Annotated in this window: 21 protein-coding genes; 6 read left to right on the top strand and 15 right to left on the bottom strand. The window is 62.7% G+C overall.

Annotated features, from left to right (window positions below; genetic code table 11):
• Window positions 1-3: 3 nt before the first annotated feature.
• The 9 genes from V1294_RS07180 to V1294_RS07140 all read right to left on the bottom strand — a co-directional run bounded on the left by V1294_RS07180 (window position 4) and on the right by V1294_RS07140 (window position 8,882).
• Entirely contained in the window at window positions 4-1,155 is a 1,152-nt protein-coding gene (locus V1294_RS07180; RefSeq protein WP_334496046.1) for an ABC transporter substrate-binding protein, read from the bottom strand.
• Between the two features lie 88 nt (window positions 1,156-1,243).
• Window positions 1,244-1,663 carry an acyl-CoA thioesterase gene (locus V1294_RS07175; protein WP_334476779.1) on the bottom strand — a complete coding sequence of 140 codons (420 nt, stop codon included), beginning with the start codon at window positions 1,661-1,663 and terminating at the stop codon, window positions 1,244-1,246.
• 13 nt (window positions 1,664-1,676) lie between these two features.
• Window positions 1,677-2,438 (bottom strand): SDR family NAD(P)-dependent oxidoreductase, encoded by a 762-nt coding sequence (locus V1294_RS07170; protein WP_057841108.1) that lies wholly within the window; start codon window positions 2,436-2,438, stop codon window positions 1,677-1,679.
• A gap of 35 nt (window positions 2,439-2,473) precedes the next feature.
• Window positions 2,474-4,360 (bottom strand): feruloyl-CoA synthase, encoded by a 1,887-nt coding sequence (locus V1294_RS07165; protein ID WP_334496044.1) that lies wholly within the window; start codon window positions 4,358-4,360, stop codon window positions 2,474-2,476.
• Between the two features lies 1 nt (window position 4,361).
• Window positions 4,362-5,162 (bottom strand): crotonase/enoyl-CoA hydratase family protein, encoded by an 801-nt coding sequence (locus V1294_RS07160; RefSeq protein WP_334496042.1) that lies wholly within the window; start codon window positions 5,160-5,162, stop codon window positions 4,362-4,364.
• A gap of 258 nt (window positions 5,163-5,420) precedes the next feature.
• Window positions 5,421-5,882, bottom strand: coding sequence for a DUF3237 domain-containing protein (locus tag V1294_RS07155; RefSeq protein ID WP_334496040.1), 462 nt, complete (start codon window positions 5,880-5,882; stop codon window positions 5,421-5,423).
• A gap of 10 nt (window positions 5,883-5,892) precedes the next feature.
• Window positions 5,893-7,209: a TRAP transporter large permease gene (locus tag V1294_RS07150; protein WP_334496038.1), complete on the bottom strand. Its 1,317-nt coding sequence runs from the start codon at window positions 7,207-7,209 to the stop codon at window positions 5,893-5,895.
• A gap of 3 nt (window positions 7,210-7,212) precedes the next feature.
• Complete coding sequence (locus V1294_RS07145; RefSeq protein ID WP_334496036.1) at window positions 7,213-7,725, bottom strand: TRAP transporter small permease; 513 nt, start codon at window positions 7,723-7,725, stop codon at window positions 7,213-7,215.
• Between the two features lie 140 nt (window positions 7,726-7,865).
• On the bottom strand, window positions 7,866-8,882 hold the full coding sequence (locus tag V1294_RS07140; RefSeq protein ID WP_334496034.1) for a TRAP transporter substrate-binding protein: 1,017 nt from the start codon (window positions 8,880-8,882) through the stop codon (window positions 7,866-7,868).
• Window positions 8,883-9,152: 270 nt separating this feature from the next.
• Here V1294_RS07140 and pobA point away from each other — a divergent pair, with 270 nt between their 5' ends.
• Together pobA and V1294_RS07130 are read left to right on the top strand one after the other, a co-directional pair.
• Window positions 9,153-10,322 (top strand): 4-hydroxybenzoate 3-monooxygenase, encoded by a 1,170-nt coding sequence (pobA, locus tag V1294_RS07135; protein ID WP_334496032.1) that lies wholly within the window; start codon window positions 9,153-9,155, stop codon window positions 10,320-10,322.
• 230 nt (window positions 10,323-10,552) lie between these two features.
• Complete coding sequence (locus tag V1294_RS07130) at window positions 10,553-10,981, top strand: PaaI family thioesterase (protein WP_334496030.1); 429 nt, start codon at window positions 10,553-10,555, stop codon at window positions 10,979-10,981.
• Here the strand turns inward: V1294_RS07130 and V1294_RS07125 are convergent.
• Window positions 10,978-11,871 (bottom strand): LysR family transcriptional regulator, encoded by an 894-nt coding sequence (locus V1294_RS07125; RefSeq protein WP_334496028.1) that lies wholly within the window; start codon window positions 11,869-11,871, stop codon window positions 10,978-10,980. The two genes, V1294_RS07130 and V1294_RS07125, sit on opposite strands and share 4 nt — an antisense overlap.
• A gap of 116 nt (window positions 11,872-11,987) precedes the next feature.
• Between V1294_RS07125 and V1294_RS07120 the strand changes: the two genes are divergently transcribed.
• On the top strand, window positions 11,988-12,620 hold the full coding sequence (locus V1294_RS07120) for a pyridoxamine 5'-phosphate oxidase family protein (protein WP_334496026.1): 633 nt from the start codon (window positions 11,988-11,990) through the stop codon (window positions 12,618-12,620).
• Here the strand turns inward: V1294_RS07120 and V1294_RS07115 are convergent, their stop codons facing one another.
• Together V1294_RS07115 and V1294_RS07110 are read right to left on the bottom strand one after the other, a co-directional pair.
• Window positions 12,621-13,355: a glutathione S-transferase family protein gene (locus V1294_RS07115; protein WP_334496024.1), complete on the bottom strand. Its 735-nt coding sequence runs from the start codon at window positions 13,353-13,355 to the stop codon at window positions 12,621-12,623.
• A gap of 64 nt (window positions 13,356-13,419) precedes the next feature.
• A complete protein-coding gene (locus V1294_RS07110) occupies window positions 13,420-13,668 on the bottom strand; it encodes a hypothetical protein (RefSeq protein ID WP_334476752.1) in 249 nt (82 codons plus the stop codon).
• Window positions 13,669-13,788: 120 nt separating this feature from the next.
• On the opposite strand from V1294_RS07110, the gene V1294_RS07105 reads away from it, so the two are divergent.
• Window positions 13,789-14,487 carry a helix-turn-helix transcriptional regulator gene (locus V1294_RS07105; RefSeq protein ID WP_334476750.1) on the top strand — a complete coding sequence of 233 codons (699 nt, stop codon included), beginning with the start codon at window positions 13,789-13,791 and terminating at the stop codon, window positions 14,485-14,487.
• A gap of 70 nt (window positions 14,488-14,557) precedes the next feature.
• On the top strand, window positions 14,558-14,896 hold the full coding sequence (locus tag V1294_RS07100; RefSeq protein ID WP_334496022.1) for a YkgJ family cysteine cluster protein: 339 nt from the start codon (window positions 14,558-14,560) through the stop codon (window positions 14,894-14,896).
• Window positions 14,897-15,001: 105 nt separating this feature from the next.
• Here V1294_RS07100 and V1294_RS07095 read toward each other — a convergent pair whose 3' ends face one another.
• A complete protein-coding gene (locus tag V1294_RS07095) occupies window positions 15,002-15,406 on the bottom strand; it encodes a hypothetical protein (protein ID WP_334496020.1) in 405 nt (134 codons plus the stop codon).
• 199 nt (window positions 15,407-15,605) lie between these two features.
• Window positions 15,606-15,959 (bottom strand): DUF3307 domain-containing protein, encoded by a 354-nt coding sequence (locus V1294_RS07090; protein ID WP_334476744.1) that lies wholly within the window; start codon window positions 15,957-15,959, stop codon window positions 15,606-15,608.
• 417 nt (window positions 15,960-16,376) lie between these two features.
• Here V1294_RS07090 and V1294_RS07085 point away from each other — a divergent pair, with 417 nt between their 5' ends.
• Window positions 16,377-17,774, top strand: a complete 1,398-nt coding sequence (locus V1294_RS07085) for a TAXI family TRAP transporter solute-binding subunit (RefSeq protein WP_334476742.1) — start codon at window positions 16,377-16,379, stop codon at window positions 17,772-17,774.
• 2 nt (window positions 17,775-17,776) lie between these two features.
• Here V1294_RS07085 and V1294_RS07080 read toward each other — a convergent pair whose 3' ends face one another.
• Window positions 17,777-18,649 carry a DUF6537 domain-containing protein gene (locus V1294_RS07080; protein WP_334496017.1) on the bottom strand — a complete coding sequence of 291 codons (873 nt, stop codon included), beginning with the start codon at window positions 18,647-18,649 and terminating at the stop codon, window positions 17,777-17,779.
• Window positions 18,650-18,662 lie beyond the last annotated feature (13 nt).

The following is an 18,662-nucleotide window of genomic DNA, read 5'->3' as shown; positions in this document are numbered from 1 at the left end:
CCCTCACTTCGCCGGGACGTATTTTCCGTCCTTCACCGTCAAAATGATGCGCGAGCGGTCGTCGAGGCCGTAGCGATCCTTTTCGGTGAAGTTGTAGACACCCTGGCTGGCGACGATTTCCTTCTCGGACATCAGCGCCAGGCGGATCGCCTCGCGGAATTCCGGCGTTCCCGGTTTTGCCGTCTTCAGCGCCACCGGCACCACGCGCTTGAGCACCTCGAAGGCGTCGTAGGAGTGGCCGGCGAACTGGCTGCGGCTGTTGGCGCCGTACTTGGCTTCATAGGCGGTATTGAGCGCAAGGCCCGGCTTCTTGGTCAGCGCGCTGTCGGGTTGCGTCTCCGGCGACATCACCGGACCCGACGCCATGATCACGCCTTCGGCCGCGGGACCCGCGATGCGGATGAAGTCCATGCTGGCAGCGCCGTGGGTCTGGTAGATCAGGCCCTTGTAGCCGCGCTCGCGCAGCGTGGTCTGCGGCAGCGCCGCGGCGGTGCCGGAGGCGCCGACGAGAATCGCGTCCGGATTGGCGGCGAGGAGTTTCAGAACCTGTCCTGCGACCGACGTATCCGGCCGCGCAAAACGCTCCTCGGTGGCGAGCGTCATTCCCATCGGTATAGCCTGGGCCTTGAAATCGTTGAACCAGAGATCGCCGTAGGAATCGGAGTAACCGATATAGCCGACGGACTTGATGCCGTGCGCCTTCATGTGCTCGTACAGCACCTTGCCCATGATCGGGATCGGCTGCGGCATGGCGACCGACCACTTGATGCGCGCCTCGTTGATCGGGAACGGCGCGAGACCGATATGCGGAATGCCCGCCTCGTTCGCCACGGTTGCGACCGCGACCGTCGAAGGCGTCGTCGAGGAGCCCATGATGATGTCGGCCTTGGACTCGGTGACGAAGCGCCGCGTGTTTGTTGTCGCCGTGGTCGGATCGCCGCCGTCGTCGAGCGTGATGATCTTGATCGGCACGCCGCCGATTTCCTTCGGCACGAAGTCGAGCGAGTTGCGTTCGGGAATGCCGAGCGCCGCCGCAGGGCCGGTCGTGGTGATGGAAATGCCGACTACGATCTCGTTGGTTTGCGCCATCGCCGGCAAGCCCGTCAGAGCAAGCGCCGCCGCGACGGAAGCAGCGGACAGAAAAGTCTTATTCATTCATTCCTCCCTGGATTATCTATTTATCGCTTTAAGCAAAATCTCGTGGGCTATTCAGCCCCTTCTTTAGGTCATGCGCAGGCCTGAGTCAGCCCCGCATGAACCGCTCGATGATCTCCTGCGGCATCGGCGCCGATTTCAGCTTCGCGGGGTCGTCCGGATGCTTGCCGACCAGCACGCGGGTCTCGAACGCCTCGATCGCCAACGCCTCGGCCTTGAACACGTTGTGGACCACCTCGAAAGAGGATCGCTTGAAGCTCTCGATCCGGCTTTCGATTCTGATCCAGTCGCCATGGGTCGAGGGGATGTGGAATTTGGCCCGCGTGTCGACCATGGGGATGCCGACCAGGCCATATTTGTGGATGAGGTCCTGCTTCGAATAACCAGCCGCTTCGAACATGATCGACGTCGAATCGTCGAACATCGCGAAATAGCGCGGATAGTAAACGATGTTGGCGGGGTCGCAGTCGCCCCACTGGATCTGCACGTCGCGCCGGTTGACGAACATGGGATGAAATATCCTAGCGCGGCGCCATGCGAAGCGCGGCATCGAGCCGCACCACTTCGCCGTTCAAGTAAGGATTGTCGATCATATGCAGCGCCAGCGAGGCAAACTCGTCGGCTTGACCGAGCCGGCGCGGGAACGGGATCGAGGCGGCAAGCGAGTCCTGCGCCTCCTGCGGCAGATTGGCGAGCAGCGGCGTGAGGAACAGGCCCGGCGCGATCGTCAGCACGCGAATGCCGAACTGCGCCAGCTCACGCGCGATCGGCAGCGTCATGGCGACGATGCCGCCCTTCGAGGCCGAGTAGGCTGATTGGCCGATCTGGCCGTCATAGGCCGCGACGGAAGCCGTGGAAATCACCACGCCGCGCTCGCCGGTTGCAAGCGGCTCCAGCTTCGACATCGGAGCCGTCGCCAGCCGCAGCATGTTAAAGGAGCCGATCAGGTTGACCTTGATCACCTTGTCGAAATCGCCGAGCGCCATCGGGCCGTCCTTGCCGATAACACGCTTGGCGACGCCGATGCCGGCGCAATTCACCAGCACGCGCGCCGGGCCATGGGCCGCCGCCGCCTTGGCGATCGCGGCTTCCGCCGACGCTGCGTCAGAGACGTCGCAGATCACGGCGACGCCGCCGATCTCGGCAGCGACGGCCTCAGCAAGGTTGGCGTTGAGATCGCAGACTGCGACCTTGGCGCCCTGCGCCGCGAGCCGGCGTGCGGTTGCGGCGCCCAATCCTGATGCGCCGCCGGTGACGATAGCGGCCTGGTCCTTCAACTGCATGGTGTTCTCCCTGACAAGCTCTTCTGCGAATTCGGCTACAGCGTGATCACCTGCGCCGGCGGCGCGGGCGAGTAAATCTCCTCGATCAGCGCGCTGCGGTTCTCCAGAACAGCGCGCTGGTTGATCGACCCCTTGTCGGTCACCTCGCCGCGATCGATCGACAGCGGCGTATCGAGCAGCACCGCGCGGGTGATCCGGGTTGACGAGCCCGTGGCACCGGCCACCAGCTGCTGGAAGCGTTCGCGGAAGGCCGCAACAATCAGCGGATCGGACGCCGCAGCGGCGAGATCGTCTGATGGAAGCGTCGGATTGATCAGGCGGCAGCCGTCGAGGTCGAGCACCACCAGCGCCGATATTTCGTCGCGGTTAATGCCGGCAATGACGACGTCACGCACCAGGGGTGCACAGGCCGCGACGAAGCGCGCGCGCAACGGGCCAACGCTGACCCAGGTGCCGCTGGCCAGCTTGAAGTCTTCGCCGGTACGGCCGTCGAAATCGAACCCGGCGTCGAAATTTTCGGGATCGACCGGTTTCAGCGCATCGCCCATTTTGTAGAAGCCTTCTTCGTCGAAGGCCTTCGCAGTCATGTCAGGCTGGCGCCAGTAGCCGGGCATGACGTTCGGCCCCTTGGCCCGAACCTCCAGCTTGCCATTGTTGGGCACGAGTTTCGCATCATTGCCCAGTACCGGCAGGCCGACATGGCCGGAGCGGCTCGTCATCGGATTGACCGACATGAAGAATGGCGCGGTCTCGGTGGCGCCGAGGCCGGTCAGCATCGGCACGCGATAGCCGGTTTCCTTAACGGAAAGTTCGTCGAGGCTATTCCAGACAAAGGCCGACAGCGCGGCGCCCGAGAAGAACATCGCATGCAGGCGAGCAAAGAATTTCTTCCGCAAGGCGGAATCGTCGCGCAGATAGGGCAGCAGCGATTCATAGCCCTTGGGCACGTTGAAATAGACCGTCGGCGAAATCTCCTGCAGATTGCGCACGGTTTCCTCGATGCCTCCGGGCATCGGCTTGCCCTCGTCGAGATACATCGAACCGCCATTGTACAGCGTCAGCCCGATATTGTGATTGCCGCCAAAGGTGTGATTCCACGGCAGCCAGTCGACGATGACCGGCGGCTCGTCCTTCAGGAACGCCAGCGTCTCGCGCAGCATCACCTGGTTGGCGCAGATCATGCGCTGGGTGTTGATGACCGCCTTCGGATTGCCTGTCGAGCCGGATGTCAGCAGGAATTTTGCGATCGTATCCGGACCGATCGCCTCATGCACCGCGTCGAGGCGCGGATGCAACGGCGTGCTCATCAGGTTCGCCAGCGCGGTGACGTCGCGGCCGGGCACGGCGCCGCGCGAGGCCGCGATCTCGGTGCCGAAGGATACGTTGGCGGCCAGCGCATCGGCGAATTTCGTGGCGTCGTCGGCGAACACGAGGCCGGGCGTCAACAGTTTCATCAGATAGCCGAGCTTGCCGTAGTCCCGCGACACCAGCGAATAGGCCGGCGATACCGGGCAGAAGGGAATGCCGGCATAGAGCGCGCCGAACGCAATAAGTGCATGATCGATCGAGTTGCCGGAGAGAATGACGACCGGCCGCTCGGCCGAAAGGCCGCGCGCGAGCAGCGCAGACGCGATATGCCGCGAGGAGACGAGCAGTTCCGCATAGCTGATCTGCCGCCAGCCCCGGGCGGCGTTCCGCTCCGCCATGAAGATCCGATCGGGCGCAGCCGCGGCCCAATGATGCAGGCGGTCGGTGATGCGCACGGGATAGTCGCGCAGTTGCGCTTTCGGGCGCAGATAAATAGTGCCATCGTCACGGCGCTCGACATCCACCGCGGGCGTGCCGAACGAGATCGGGCGCAGCGGATGATCGGCGCGCGCGGCTGAATCGGTCAAGGCGGACATGTTGGGCCTGGCGCTCATGTCAGGTCGGCTTCACCTTTGCGGTCTTGTGGTCGAGAAACGCGCGAATGCGGCGCTTTGCCTCTTTGTCGCTCTGCGCCACCGTCGCCATCAGGGATTCCATCAAAAGGCCCGTTTGTGGATTGGCCTCCGCGATCATCGGCAATGCCTGCAGCACGGCGAAATTGGTCAGCGGCGCGTTCGCAGCCACGCGTTCGGCCAGTTCCAGCGCCTTCGGCAGCGCGCCGCCGGCTTCGGTGAGATATTGCGAGAAACCATAGGCCGAGCCTTCGGTGGCCGAATAGACCCGCCCCGTGAGCATCATGTCGATCATCCGCGCCACGCCGATCAGCCGCGGCAGCCGCACCGAGCCGCCGCCGCCGACGAAAATGCCGCGCTGGCCCTCGGGCAGCGCGAAATAGGCCGATGGTTCGGCGACGCGGATATGCGCCGCGCAGGCGAGTTCCAGCCCGCCGCCGATCACCGCGCCCTTCAGCGCCGCGATCACGGGGATGCGGCTATACTGGATGCGGTCGAACACCCGGTGCCACATCTGGGAGTGCCGCAGGCCCTCGGTCGCGTCATGCTCGGTCAGTTCGGACAGATCGAGGCCGGAGGAGAAATGATCGCCGACGCCATGGATGACCACGGCGCCTGTCCCCTCTGGAAGATTGGAGAAGCAATCCTGGATCGCGAGGATGATGCCGTCGTTCAGCGCATTGCGCTTGGCCGGGCGGTTGAGGCCAACGGTCAGCACCGCGCCCGTCTGCTCGATCTTGAGCAGGTCGGATTGACCCGCAGCGGCGGTGGTGGCGTTTCCCATGGGCCTGTATTACTTCCTGTGCAGAATAGTTATATTTTATAACGATCTTGGCGAGAGTCAATACGGCGCAGCTGCTCACCCTCCCCTGGAGGGGGAGGGTCGCTACGCATGTAGCGAAGCGGAATGCGTAGCGGGGTGGGGTGACGGTCTTTCCACATCCAACAGCGCCCGAGTTGAGAGATCACCCCTCCCCGTCTCACGTTTTCGCTGCGCTCAATGTGAGCCGACCCTCCCCCTCCAGGGGAGGGTAAGAAAGCGTCACAACACCTGATGCACGTCGATCACCACTCGGTCGGCGTGGCGGGCGGCGGAGCCGATGAACAGGTTTTGCATCAGCCAGCGATATTTTTCCGCTCCGGTCTCGAATTTCGGCACGGTGCGGAAATAGATCAGTTTGGGATCGACCGGCTCGCCCCGCTTGAGCTTCAGCAGGAGTTCGACCGGGCCGAAGCGCAGGCCCTTGTTCTCGACATAGATGACCGCGCCATCGTCGGTCTCGAAGGCGTATTTGGCTTCCAGCTCGATCAGCTCGTTCGGGCGGATGATCTGGAAGTCGGCGCCGAAGGCGCAGACCTCGCCGTTGATCCCCTCGCCCTTCACCTCGCCGCCTGTTATCGGAATGATCCGGCGCACGCCCGTGCCGATATCACCCGCCGAGGTTACCTCGCCGATCCGCACGGTGATGGTGAAGACGTATTTGGTCGAAAGCTGCGGGGTCATGGCGCAAACCCTATCCCGCCATGCGGGTCGGCAACCAAAGCGCCAGCATCGGAAATGCGATCAGGATCACCAGCCGGATCAGGTCGGTCACGACGAACGGGATCACGCCGCGGAAGATCGTCGAGAATGACACGTCTTTCACCACGCTCTTGATGACAAAGACGTTCATGCCGACGGGCGGATGGATCAGGCCGAGTTCGACCGTCATGACGATGATGATGCCGAACCAGATCGGGTCGAAGCCGAGATGGGTGATGACCGGGAAGATGATCGGCACGGTGAGGATGATCATGGCCATGGCGTCCATCAGGCAGCCCAGCACCAGATACATCACCATGATGAGAGCAAGAATGCCGTAGGGACCGAGCCCAAGGCCGGTGAGAAGTTCCGTGACCTTCTGCGGGGTCTGCGTCACCGTCAGAAAATAGCCGAAGATCAGCGCGCCGATCAGCACGGTGAAGACGGCAGCCGCCGTGCGGGTGGCTTGCAAGAGCGACGCGAGGATCTTTTCCTTGTTCAGCCGTCCGGTGAGCAGGCCAATCAGGAACGCGCCAGTGGCGCCAACGCCGCCGGCCTCGGTCGGCGTAAAGCGCGGCAGAAACGGCAAGCCGTAAAGTCCGCCAATGACGAAGATGAACAGCAGTACCGGGGCCCAGATGCTCTTCAGGCCCGCAAAGCGCTCGCGCCACGGGATCGGCGTGCCCCTCGGCAGGAAATCAGGCCGAAACCAGCCGATCAGCGCGATGGTCAGCATGTACATGGTCATCGCGAGTATGCCGGGAATGATGCCGGCGATGAACAGTTTTCCGATGTCCTGCTCGGTGATGATGCCGTAGACCGCAAGCACCGTGGACGGCGGCAGCATGGCGCCCAACGTGCCGCCGGCCGCGATCACGCCAGTGGCGAAGGATTGCGGATAGCCGAAGCGGCGCATTTCCGGATAGGCCACGGCCGAGAAGGTTGCGGCGGTCGCGACCGACGAGCCGCAGATCGCGGCAAAGCCGCCGCAGGCGCCGACGGTGGCAATGCCGAGCCCGCCGCGCAGATGACCGACAAAGCCGTTGGCGGCGCGGAACAGCTCCTGACTCATGCCGGAATTGCTGACGAAGGTGCCCATCAGCAGGAACATCGGGATGACGCCAAAAGTGTAGTCGGTCACCGTGCGCATCGAGGTCTGGCCGACCAGTTTCAGCGCCGGCGCGAAGCCGACGAGGTAACCAAAACCGCAGACACCGACGAGCCCCATCGCCATGCCCACGGGCACGCGCAGCAGCATCAGCGCAAACAGCGCGACAAATCCCAGGACGGCGACCGCGTCTGTGCTCATCGCCTACTCCACGGCCTTGATCTTGGGTTCTTCCTGCATCTCTTCCGGATGGAAGATCAGGCGATAGGTGCGGATCGCGATCAGCAGCACCGCAGCGCCATCGCCGGCCCAGGCAACGGCAAAGAACGGCCAGGTCGGCATGTGCAGGTCGAAGGTGAGGACGTTGTCGTTATAGGTGCCGCGCACCTTGTCGAACAGCGTCCAGGTCTGCACCGACACCACGAACAACAGCACCAGGGTTGCGAACACGTCGATCATGCGCTGGTATTTCGGACCGACATTGGCCCAGACCAGATCGACGGTGATGTGGCCGCCGCGATAGCTGGTGGCGGCAATGCCCCAGAAAATCAAAATGCCTAGCAGCATGCGCCCGATATCGAACGAGTCCGGAATGTTGTAGCTGAGCGTGTTGCGCAGGATCACGGCCAGGAAAATGTTCAGCGCAACGATGCCGACAAAGGCGGCTGCGATCCATTCGATCGTGTCGATGAATCGGTCCATCCACGCGCGACTCATGGCGGCTCCGAGAGGCTGACTGTTTTCTGTTTGAGCATGATCTCTTTCGGAAAACCGGTATCCACTTTTCCGGATCATGCTCCAGGGGGTAAGGAAAAGGCGCGGCCGAGATCCCGCCGCGCCGGGGTTACGGGATCAGGCTATTCCGCGAGCGCATTGTGCTTCTTCAGCGCCGTGCGCAGCTCCGTCATTGCCGGATCGGGATCGACGCCGTTCTTCTTGACGCCGTCGCCCCAGGTCTTGGTCAGTGGTTCGGAAGCCTTCTTCCACAGCGCGATCTGCTCGGGCGTGAGCTTGTAGACCTCATGGCTGGTGTCCGCCTTGATCTTCGCGATGCCGGCATCTTCCATCTTGCCCCAGTACTCGCCGACACGGCCGGAGGCCTCGGTGTTGCAATTGTTGTCGATCGCCTTCTTCTGCTTGTCGGACATCTGGTTGTACTTGTCCTTGTTGATGACGAAGGCGAAGGTCGTGACGTAGAGCGGCGCCTCCATGTCGTACTTCGTCACCTTGTCGATGCCGAACAGAAGCAGCGAGCCCCAGGGGAAGGTGACCGCGTCGGCCACGCCTCGTTCGATGATGTCGCGCACTTCCGGCGCCGACGATTGCACATTGGTGCCGCCGAGCGACGTGACGAAGTTGGCCATGGTGGCGTGCGCCGGGCGGATCTTCATGCCCTTGACGTCGTCAGGCACCACGATCTTCTTGGTGCGCGAATGGAACGACGACGGCGAATGGATGAAGGCGAGACAGAACTTGACGTCCTTCATCTCCTTCTCGGCATATTTGCGGTACCATTCGTCCAGCGCCATCGAGCCACCCTTGGCATCCGACATCAGGAACGGCAGCTCGCCCGCGCCGATGATCGGGAAGCGGCCGGGCTGATAGCCGGGGTTGACGTAGGTGACGTCGGCGATGCCATCGCGCGCCATGTCGTAATGATCGAACGCCTTGCCGAGTTGCTGGGCCGGAAACACTTTTGACTTGATGGTGCCGCCGGAATCCTTCTCGACCGCGGCCGCCCAGTCTTCCAGCGACTTCTGCAGCGGATGCGAAGCCGGCACCCAGTGCGAAATCTTGAGGTCGATATTCTTCTCCTGCGCCACCGCAGGCGTCACGCTGGCGGCCAGCAGCAGCGCCAGAAATGTTTTCCTCATCGACATTTTCTCCCTTGGCACGTGGGCTCTTTTCGATGCCCGATGTTGTTAGTTAACATGTTATCTAAGTCGCCGGTGTTTTCAAGGCGGACATTCGGCCGCGGCGCCTGCTCTCCCCGCTGTTTTGCTATAGGTGCACCGCCGCGAAATACACCCGTATTGTTTTGCGCCAATGTCCTTTGCCAAAACCGTTATATGATATAACTACCACTGCTAGTCTGGGGACCGCTACCTGCGGACCCTAACCTATAATACCGGGAGGAGCGGGTATTGAGGACAAAAGTAGCAATCATAGGTGCAGGTCCGGCAGGATTGTTGCTTGGGCAACTATTACACCTTTACGGCATCGAAAACATCATTCTCGAGCGCCAGACGGGCGAATATGTGCTCGGCCGGATCCGCGCCGGCCTGCTCGAAGAAGGCACGGTGGCGCTGCTCGACGAGGTCGGCGCCGGCGCGCGCGCCCATCGCGAGGGGCTGGTCCACCATGGCGTGGAGCTCGCGTTCGGCGGCGCCCGCCACCGCATCGATATGCACGCCGCCACCGGCAAGACCGTCATGATCTACGGCCAGACGGAAGTAACGCTCGACCTGATGAACGCCCGCAAGGCGGCCGGCCTCACCACGGTCTACCAGGCCGCCGACGTCAAACCGCTCGATTTCGATACCGACCGCCCGCGCGTCACCTATGTCAAGGACGGCCTCACGCACGAGATCGAATGCGACTTCATCGCCGGGTGCGACGGCTTCCACGGCGTCAGCCGCGCCAGCGTAAAACCGTCGGCGATCCAGACCTATGAGCGGATCTATCCGTTCGGCTGGCTCGGCATCCTGTCGGAGACCCCGCCGGTCAGCTCTGAGCTGATCTATTCCAACCACGCACGCGGATTTGCGCTCTGCACCATGCGCTCGACGCGCCGCAGCCGCTATTACGTGCAGTGTCCGCTCGACGATCATATCGACCAGTGGTCGGACGAGCGGTTCTGGGACGAACTGAAGCGCCGGATCGACCAGAAGGCGGCGGACGAACTCGTCACCGGCCCCTCGATCGAAAAGAGCATCGCGCCGCTGCGCAGCTTCGTCGCCGAGCCGATGCGGTTCGGCCGGATGTTTTTGGCCGGCGACGCCTCCCACATCGTGCCACCGACCGGCGCCAAGGGGCTGAACCTGGCCGCCAGCGACGTGCATTACCTCTCGCAGGCGCTCCGCGAATATTATGACGAGAAATCCTCCGCCGGCATCGACGGTTACTCGGCGAAAGCGCTGGCGCGGGTCTGGAAGGCGGTACGCTTCTCCTGGTGGATGACCTCGATGCTGCACAAATTCCCCGACGAGGGCGAATTCGGCGCGCGGATTCAGCTTGCGGAGCTGGAATATGTCGTCAGTTCGAAAGCGGCTTCGGCTTCGCTGTCGGAGAATTATGTGGGGCTGCCGTTTTGAACCTGTAGGGTGGGCAAAGGCGCGTTTGCGCCGTGCCCACCATCAAGCACTCCGCAAGAATGGTGGGCACGCTTCGCTTTGCCCCACCCTACGAAGTCTTCGCGCTTAGCGTGCCACCGTCATCCCATTTCAAACACCCGCCCAAATCCCGTTTAAAACTTTGTAGGTGATGCGCTGCACACCCCGATAGCGTTCAATGACGAGAAACATCGTCAACCCGCGAGCCGCACATGACCGCACCCGACATCCCCGAAGGTTTTGAGCGCCACACCCGCAAGAGCCCACTGACCGATCCCTGGGAGCCGCTGTATTCAAAGCGGACCGGCAAAGCCGTGATCCTCGGGCTGCGGCTGGCAAAGCCGCACACCAACGGCCGCGGCATGATCCATGGCGGCTTGATTGCCGCGCTTGCCGACGGCGCCATGGGCCATAGCTGCGCCCATGTGATGGGCGGGGTGTCGTCGCTGGTGACGATCGGGCTCGCGGTCGATTTCGTCGGGACCGCCGAGGTCGGGCAATGGCTCGCGGTCGAGAGCGATGTCGTCAAGACCGGCAAGACGATCTGTTTTGCGCAGAGTTTGATTAAGGCCGACGGTGTCGTGATCGCGCGGGCCAACGCGACGTTTCGCGTGGTGCCGAAGAAGGAACCGGTGAGCTAGCCAAAATGCCAGTCGGCCATCTCGGTCACGAGATCGATGAACGTACGCACCTTGGCCGACAAGAGCCGCGACGTCGGATAGACGATCTGGATCGGCATCGCCGGCTGTTCGAACGACGCCAAAACGATCCTGAGCCGCCCTGCTTTGAGCGATTCGGCGGCTTGATAGGCCATCACCCGCGTCAGCCCGCCGTCCGCTTCGGCATACTGGATCGCGGCGTCCGAGCTGTTGGTGGCGAAGCGCGGCGTGCCGGCGACGCGGATCTCTTCGCCGTCCTCGACGAAGCGCCAGTCGAGCGCCGCCGTCATGGCGCCGAACTGGATCGTATCATGCGCGGAAATCTCCTGCGGCCGCGTCGGCTCGCCGCGCGCGCTAAGATAATCGTGCGAGGCCACCACGATCCGCCGCATCTCGCCGACATGGCGGGCTACCAGGGTGGAATCGGGGAGATGGCCGATCCGGACCGCGAGATCGACACCGTCCTCGACGAGGTTGATCATGCGATCCGACAAACGGAGATCGACGCCGACGTCGCCATAGCGCTTCAGGTAGGCGGTCACGATTCCGCCGACGTGCAGCCGGCCGAACCCGACCGGCGCCGAGATGACGAGCTGCCCCTCCGGCCGCGTGCGCTCGCCCTCGATGGCACCTTCGGCCTCCCCGATATCGGCCAAAATCCGCCGCGCGCGCTCCAGGTAACGCGCGCCGGCGTCGGTCAGCGTCACCTGCCGCGTGGTCCGCTGCAAAAGCCGCGCGCCGAGACGATCCTCCAGAGCCGCAACCAGCCGCGTGACAGCAGATGGCGACAGGCGGAGCTTCCGGGCCGCGGGGGCAAAACCCTGCAGGTCGGCCACGGCGACAAAAGCCTGCATGGCATCGATCCGGTCCATTCAACTATTGAATAATCCGCAATAGTGAAGTGTCAATTCCAAAGATTGTTTTAGTTATTTGAACATCCATCTTGAAGCGGAAGGACGACCGTTTTGGCGCCCCACGGGAGGCTCAGATGTCTGACGTTCACACCTATTCCAGCGACGTCGCCTTTACCCCGGCGGTGAAGGCGATCCAGACCCGCAAGGGCTCGCGCGAGGCCTATGCAAATGTCGAGGCGCGCGGCGGCTGGCGCACCGAGATCGACGAAAATCTCGCCAGCTTCCTCGCCGAGACCAACAGCTTCTACCTCGCGACGGCTGCCGCGGACGGCCAGCCCTATATCCAGCACCGCGGCGGGCCGAAGGGCTTCATCAAGATTCTCGACAAGAACACCATCGCGTTTGCCGATTACAGCGGCAACCGGCAGTACATCACCCAAGGCAATCTGTCGGAGAATCCGAAGGCGCATATCTTCGTGATGGACTATGCGCATCGCCGCCGCGTGAAGATCTGGGGCGAGGCGCGCGTGGTGGAAGACGATCCCGCTCTGACGAAATCGCTGATGCCGCAGGGCTACAAGGCGCGCCCGGAGCAAGTGATCCTGTTTCGGATCGCAGCGTGGGACACCAATTGCCCGCAGCATATCCCGCAGAAGTTCGACGCCGCTGACGTCGCGCAGGCGCTTGCCTTGCGCGATGCCCGTATCGCCGAACTCGAAGCGGAGCTGGCCGCAATGAAGGGCCAGCCCGCGCCGGCGATGCCGTAATCAGGCGGCTTGCTCTTGCTGCACCGGCGCCCAGGCGAATTCCGGGTAGTACAGCAGCATCATCCGGTCGACATAGGCGGTGAGGTTGGCGAACTGCTCGGTCCGCTGCCGCAGCGGCGATTCGAAGAACGGCGTCAGGATTCCGGCGAGCGCGCCGAAGGCAGTGGCGTCCATGCCGCATGGCGTTTCGCTCATCATAAACGGCTTGTCGCCAAGCTGCACCGACAACGCAAACAGCGAGCGAACGGCGAGATCGACGTCCTCGTCGGGGCCGTGACGTCCGAGGCCGCTGAGCAGATAATTCTCGGCGACGCGGAACTGCGCGTCCTCGCGCAGTTTTTCGCGTAAGTGCAGCGGCGCGCTGTCGAAGAAATGCGAGGGTCCCTTGGCAAAATTGTCGCCATCGACCCAGCGCGCGCCAACCAGCGCCCAATAGACGTGGTGTTCGATCATCCGCTCGAACGCCCAGGCCTGTGCACGCGCCTGCAGGCTGAGCGGGGCATCGAAATCGAAACCGTATTTGGCTTCCAGATGCGCGCGAATGAAGGTGGAATCGGCGATTGTCTCGGCCTCATCGACGATATAGGGCAACTGCCCCTTCGGCGAAGCCGGCGGCTTGGCCTTCTCCTTGCGATAGGCAAGACCGGCCATCTTCAGCTGGACCTCGGTTTTGGTCACAAAGGGGCTGATCTCCGGCAGGCCGAAACCGGCGCCGAAGCCATAAAGGGTAATCATGCTGGTCTCCCGATCCTTCAAAAACGTGCCCCAAAGCTAGCGGCCCCCTGCTGCCACCATGGTGTCAGCAGCAGCAATGCCGGCCACGGCCCTCCTCTGGCCGCGGCGTGCGGGCCTTGCGCACCCACGAGACAAGCTGCCCTTGCGCAAAGGCGCACATTGCTGTCAATGAGCGCCACGCCAGCTCAACCATCGCCCAGCGCAGATCGGTGGTGACGCACTGGATGGAAACCAGCTGTTCCAACGCAAATCCCTGGGCATTTTCGAGGGGTCCGCGGCTTCCCCGGAAGCCGAATTCGCTGAAAATCGTCATGGACAAATTCCCTTCACTTGAGGTGTTGTCCCGATATACCCACCCCCTGCTGCCAACATGCTGTCAGCATCGGGCAGGTGCTTTTAGAAAAGAGTGCTTTTTTAGAAAAGAGAACGCGCCATGCGACGGGCCGACCGGCTGTTCCAGATCATTCAGGTGCTTCGGCGCACAAGGAAGCCTTTGACGGCGGATGCCATCGCCGCCGAGCTGGAAACCTCAAAGCGAACCATCTACCGCGATATAACGACGTTGATCGAACAGCGCGTGCCGATCCGCGGTGAAGCCGGCGTGGGCTACATCCTGGAAAAGGGATTCGATCTGCCACCTTTGATGCTTACGCCCGATGAAATCGAGGCCTGCGTGCTCGGCGCGCAATGGGTGGTCGGCCACGCCGATCCCGCGCTGGCGCGCGCCGCACAGGACCTGATGGCGAAAGTCGCCGAAACCGTGCCGGAGCGCCTGCGGCCATTCGTGCTGGAGCCCGCGAGCCGCGCCCGATCGGCATGGAACCGGGAGCCCGACCGCATCGACATGGTGCGGACACGCGCGCAGATTCACGAGGGCAAAAAGATCACGCTGAACTATCGCGACGAGCACGGGCGCGGCAGCCAGCGTACGATCTGGCCGATCGCAGTCGGCTATCACGAGGCGGTGCGGATACTCGCGGCGTGGTGTGAACTGCGCAAGGATTTCCGCAGTTTCCGCACCGACCGCGTCGTCGACGCGGTCTACCACGACGAAAAATATCCGGAGCGGCGCGACATCCTGCGGGCGAAATGGCGGCGCAGCCTGGTCTGGGAAGCGCCCAAGGACACCTGAAACGGATACCTGAAAAGGATACCTGACGCGGGTGGCTGGCCGCGGCCGTCGTTCCGGGCTAAACGCAGGCATGCAAGGAACCGCCGAAAACCCCTGCCAGGCCTGCGGCGCCTGCTGCAGCTACTCGCAGAACTGGCCGCGTTTCACCACCGAGGACGATGCGGCGCTCGACCTGATCCCGGAAGGGCTGGTCAACGAAAGATTGTCGGGAATGCGCTGCGACGGCGACCGCTGTTCGGCGCTGTCAGGCAAGGTCGGCGAGAAGACGGCGTGCCTGGTCTATGCGGTGCGGCCCGAAGTGTGCCGCACCTGCATGCCCGGCGATGTCGAATGCGCGATGGCGCGGAAGCGCCACGGATTGCCGGTGCTCCCCGTCGTCCCTGCGGACGCAGGGACCCATACCGCGTGATCTATCGATAAGGTAGTTTGGCTGACGCCTTCCGTAACCATCCAGGCCGGTGGTTATGGGTCCCTGCGTTCGCACTAGCGTTTGCAGGGACGACGGGCGGAGAGATTACGCCGTCACCGCTTGCGCAACATCTTCGTCGTCGATTTCGTCCTCGATCGGCTTGAAGGTCGAGAGCGGCTTTGTCGAAAGGGTGATCGGCTTGCGGCCGCCGTGGGATGACGATGAGGCGGAACGCGCGGCGGGTTCGCGCGACAGCGCATAGAGCGTTGAACCGACCCGGCCGCCGAAATGAATCAGCTCGCGTTCGGTGCAGCTTGCTGCAATCGCAACAGCCAGCGCGTGGAGGTGGCTGCGGCGGTAGCAGAATAGCGCCAGCATGGCACGGACCTCGGACGAAACGCTCTCCACCAGAAGCGGCAGGCCGTTTGCATTGGCGCGATACATCTCGCCAAGCAGCTCGTCGCGGACCGGACAGAAGTCGTTCTCGAAGGCGTCGCGGCTTGAAAACATTGCGGGTTCTCCCTTTGCGGAAGATGCAGTGCAATACTCTAATGAAAGGTTAACCACGCGCATCAGTAGTGCTCCGGGTGTCTTGTCAGACACACCCGAATCGAAAATCGGAGCATGATTCGCACCAGAGCGAATGCTTAGCCTTCCGATACCGGAACAGGATTGAAACAGGGAGGCCGCTGCCGCCGGCCGCGCGGGATCAGTTCGCCGCCATGAAGATCGACAGGCCGAAACCGGTGAGGTGGTGCAGCGCCTGATCGACGCCGATCAGCGTCCAGAACCACGGATGCTCGTTCTCCATCGTCACGCCGTAGCGGGAAGCGAATATCCCCTTGATACGATCGATGGTGATGTGAATCGCGAAGTCGATGAAGGCGACGAACCAGAATCGCGGCGCGACGATCAGGATCAGCGCCATCCCCACCGCGAGGTGGACGAGGCAATGCGCCAATAGCGGCAGGGCCCAGCCGGTCTTTTGATCCTTGCCGATCGCCATCCAGGAATTCTGCAGCATGAAATCGGCAATGATGTGCTTCACGGTCAGAAGCAGCATCCATCCTATCAGCGCACCTACCGGGACCGAAGACGACATCGAAGGAAACAACAAAGCTGACGCCCTTTTCTGGGACTGGAGAGGTAGCGAAAAACCGGGACCTAGGCTGTCAGCGCAATGTTGTTGTCAAACCCGGACTGTTCGAACGTTGCCTTTATTTATGACATCTCCCGGGCCGGAATGCACCTGTGGGTAGTCTGAAAATCGCACGGTGTGGCGGAACTGCGATACTGCGGCGCGGCGCGCAGCGTGGTTCGCGGGGTAAGGTTACCGGCCGGCGCGGTTTGCAATCCCATAGGAGCGGGCTATCATTGGCCGTCGGGCAAATTATCGTTCTTTTCTAGGCATTTACGAATTCATTTGGACGGCCTGCGGCCCGCTCGGCGGCGACACGTCCCTGACCTCCGGGTACGAGCCATGAGTGCTGAAGCCCCAACGCCGCATCCGGAAATGCCGCGTCGCCGTTCGCGGGTCGTCAAGAGCAACCGGACCCAGATCCTGCTGTTTTCCATCCTGACCCTGATCCTGACCGCCGCCGTGGTGTGGGGTGGCCGGGCGTGGGTTCGCAATTCCGAGACGCTGGTGTTTGCCGTCGGCGAGGCCAACGGCCCCGAGGCGCGCTTTGCCGCCCGGCTGGCGGCCGTGCTGAAGAATAATTCCTCGCGGCTGCAACTCAAGATCGTGCCCAACGGCGACAATGCAAAGGCGCTGTCGCAGTTCGACCGCAAGGAGGCCAACCTCGCGATACTGCGCACCGACGCCAGGATTCCGCCCCGCGCCCGCGCGCTGGCGATCCTCGAACACGACTTGCTTCTCTTGATCAGCCCGAACGGCAAGAAGATCAAATCCATTGCCGAGCTGAAGAAAAAGAAGATCGCGGTCGTAGCCGACAGCGAGATCGGGGCTGCGCTGGTGCGCAATATTCTCGAATTCTCCGACACCCCGGATGCGGCACGGGTCCAGATGGCGCCGCCGGGCGCGACCTTCGAGCAGCTGTTCGCCGCAGGATTCGGCGCCGTGGTCAAGATCGCGCACGCCTCGCAGATCGTGAAGGACAAGAGCTACGAGCAGTATACCAGGCGCGGCGGTTTCACCCTGAATGCGATCGATTCGGCGAAAGCGATCGCCAGGAAATACCCGGCGATTTCAGAAGAAACGGTGGCGACCGGAATGCTGTCCGCCTCGCCCGCCGTCCCTGCGGAAGACGTCGACACGATCGGGCTGGAATGGCTATTGGTTGCCCAATCCAAGCTCTCGACGACGACCGTGAGCGACCTGGCGCGGATCATCTACGAGAACAAGGCCGAGCTCGCGCTCACCGACGGCTTCGCCTCCAAGATCGAGCCGGCCGCGACCGACAAGGATGCCTTCATCGTGGCGCATCCGGGCGCTGCCGAATACATCAACGACGAGATCAAGTCCTTTGTCGAGCGCTACAGCGACCTGATGTATGTTGCGCTCGCCGCGCTCAGCATCATCGGCTCGATCTTTGCCGCCATCTACACCAAGGTCACCCGGATCGCGCCGGAGAAGGCCAGCCAGCTCGCAACCGCCATTCTCGATATCGGCGAGCGCATGGAATACGCCAAATCGCTGGACGCCCTTGACGAACTTCAGGACGAGCTGGAAACGATCCTGCGCGGCGTGGTCATCGGGTTGCGCGACGGCACCATCAGTAGCGACGGGCTGGATACCTTCAAGCTCGGCTATGAATTCGTGCGCGACGAGATCGGCTTGCGCCGTGAACATCTCAAGCGGCACCCGCCGTCCCAGGACGACAAGGTGGTGGCTGTGAAGACCGCGCAGAGCGCGTAAAATCAGGCCGCGTTCGAGCCGGCCGGCACCCGCGCCCGGATTTCAGCGATCTTGCGCTTGAGCGCCGCCTGCCGCGGGTCAGGCAATGCGGCGGCGCGCGCCTCGGTCACCGCGCTCCCCAGATCGGGCAGCGCCAGCACGCCATCGAAGGTCGGCTTGACCAGGCCGTCGATGATCGCATTCCAGTCCGCCAGGCCCTGACGATAGACGTCGCCATATCCCTCGATCATGGTCGCGGTCTGCACGATCGCGGGCGCGGCCTGGGGCTGCTTGGTCAGGCTGCGGTCGATCATGTGCAGCCAGCGTTCGACCCAGACCCGCTCCTTGGCGTAACGCACCGAAAGCAGCCGCCAGCGCCGCAGCCCCGCCTCGATCTTGAGGCGGCGGATTCCGAACCGGCTTGCCGTACTGAACCGGATGGAGACCCGCTTGTGCAACCAGCCCGCCCATTCGAGTGCGTCGAGCAGATACTCGGCGATAACAGCGGGTAGCGCGCCGATCAATTCTTCTAACCGGAATTTCTTGACGTCGACGGATCCGGCCGGCGCGCCGGGTCGGCCGTCGAGTTCGGCAAGCTTGAGCTGCGCGATCCGGATCGGATCTTCATAGGTCATGCGCACCGCCATCAGCCGTGCAATTTCGGTCAGCATCATCTCGTCGACGCCCTGCTTGCCGACGAACCGCCGCAGCCGATGGACGTAAAGCTCGGCGTAGCTGGTTCCTTGATAGTCGATCAGGAGATGGATGGCGTCGCTCGCCGCCGCCATCACCGGCTCCGGCAATCCCTCGGGCAAAAACGGCGGCGTGTCATCATCCTCGCCGATGAAATCCGCGAACAGATAACGCAACGACGACAGGATACCGCGGTCTGACACTCCCCTGGGCTCC

It is taken from the genome of Bradyrhizobium sp. AZCC 1678 (assembly GCF_036924765.1).
In the GTDB taxonomy this organism is placed as follows: Bacteria; Pseudomonadota; Alphaproteobacteria; order Rhizobiales; family Xanthobacteraceae; genus Bradyrhizobium; species Bradyrhizobium algeriense.
Note: the sequence above shows the minus strand (reverse complement) of the source record. Positions and strands in the feature narration are given on the sequence as shown.

Excerpts from the sequence above, each read along its gene's own strand:
- V1294_RS07090 (WP_334476744.1), bottom strand. The coding sequence starts at position 15,959 with ATGCTGCTTCTGACCGTGAAGCACATCATTGCCGATTTCATGCTGCAG.
- V1294_RS07110 (WP_334476752.1), bottom strand. The coding sequence starts at position 13,668 with ATGACGATTTTCAGCGAATTCGGCTTCCGGGGAAGCCGCGGACCCCTC.
- V1294_RS07160 (WP_334496042.1), bottom strand. The coding sequence starts at position 5,162 with ATGGGAAACGCCACCACCGCCGCTGCGGGTCAATCCGACCTGCTCAAG.
- V1294_RS07175 (WP_334476779.1), bottom strand. The coding sequence starts at position 1,663 with ATGTTCGTCAACCGGCGCGACGTGCAGATCCAGTGGGGCGACTGCGAC.
- V1294_RS07115 (WP_334496024.1), bottom strand. The coding sequence starts at position 13,355 with ATGATTACCCTTTATGGCTTCGGCGCCGGTTTCGGCCTGCCGGAGATC.
- V1294_RS07100 (WP_334496022.1), top strand. The coding sequence starts at position 14,558 with ATGCAAGGAACCGCCGAAAACCCCTGCCAGGCCTGCGGCGCCTGCTGC.
- V1294_RS07150 (WP_334496038.1), bottom strand. The coding sequence starts at position 7,209 with ATGAGCACAGACGCGGTCGCCGTCCTGGGATTTGTCGCGCTGTTTGCG.
- V1294_RS07170 (WP_057841108.1), bottom strand. The coding sequence starts at position 2,438 with ATGCAGTTGAAGGACCAGGCCGCTATCGTCACCGGCGGCGCATCAGGA.
- V1294_RS07085 (WP_334476742.1), top strand. The coding sequence starts at position 16,377 with ATGAGTGCTGAAGCCCCAACGCCGCATCCGGAAATGCCGCGTCGCCGT.
- V1294_RS07120 (WP_334496026.1), top strand. The coding sequence starts at position 11,988 with ATGTCTGACGTTCACACCTATTCCAGCGACGTCGCCTTTACCCCGGCG.
- V1294_RS07095 (WP_334496020.1), bottom strand. The coding sequence starts at position 15,406 with ATGTTTTCAAGCCGCGACGCCTTCGAGAACGACTTCTGTCCGGTCCGC.
- V1294_RS07155 (WP_334496040.1), bottom strand. The coding sequence starts at position 5,882 with ATGACCCCGCAGCTTTCGACCAAATACGTCTTCACCATCACCGTGCGG.
- V1294_RS07130 (WP_334496030.1), top strand. The coding sequence starts at position 10,553 with ATGACCGCACCCGACATCCCCGAAGGTTTTGAGCGCCACACCCGCAAG.
- V1294_RS07180 (WP_334496046.1), bottom strand. The coding sequence starts at position 1,155 with ATGAATAAGACTTTTCTGTCCGCTGCTTCCGTCGCGGCGGCGCTTGCT.
- V1294_RS07105 (WP_334476750.1), top strand. The coding sequence starts at position 13,789 with ATGCGACGGGCCGACCGGCTGTTCCAGATCATTCAGGTGCTTCGGCGC.
- V1294_RS07140 (WP_334496034.1), bottom strand. The coding sequence starts at position 8,882 with ATGAGGAAAACATTTCTGGCGCTGCTGCTGGCCGCCAGCGTGACGCCT.
- V1294_RS07125 (WP_334496028.1), bottom strand. The coding sequence starts at position 11,871 with ATGGACCGGATCGATGCCATGCAGGCTTTTGTCGCCGTGGCCGACCTG.
- V1294_RS07165 (WP_334496044.1), bottom strand. The coding sequence starts at position 4,360 with ATGAGCGCCAGGCCCAACATGTCCGCCTTGACCGATTCAGCCGCGCGC.
- V1294_RS07145 (WP_334496036.1), bottom strand. The coding sequence starts at position 7,725 with ATGAGTCGCGCGTGGATGGACCGATTCATCGACACGATCGAATGGATC.